The 357-nt window shown below is 47.1% G+C and carries 1 protein-coding gene; it reads left to right on the forward strand.

Features of this window, described 5'->3' with window-relative positions; all coding sequences use genetic code 11:
• Positions 1-50: 50 nt before the first annotated feature.
• A partial coding sequence (locus tag ACYVTD_RS18155) for a hypothetical protein (RefSeq protein WP_461249003.1) occupies positions 51-357 on the forward strand: 307 nt, incomplete at its 3' end.

Here is a 357-nt window from a genome sequence, read left to right on the forward strand (position 1 = left end):
ATCGATAAGTCGAAATCGAAACGAGTGTTAAATACTTTGTAGGGAGAATTATGGAAACTTCTATTTCCAGCGTCATCTGTATCGCGGACATGAATATAGTTCCCGCCTTAAACCAGATACTTACCGATCTCGCCCTTCCCGAAGTCTTTATCCAACGCGCCAAACAAACATTTTTACAGGACAAACGCGGGTTTCTGGGCCTTCGTCCCGTTACCAAACTTGACGAAAGCCGCGCCCTGATTTACAGGATGTTTGTTCCGGCGGTGTACGAGGAAAGCGTAATGAAGCGAATTATTGAAGCGACGGACCTCGGCATCGGCGGGAGGGGAAGCATTTTTTCACAGCACATAGGCATAT

This window comes from Treponema sp. R6D11 (assembly GCF_054786075.1).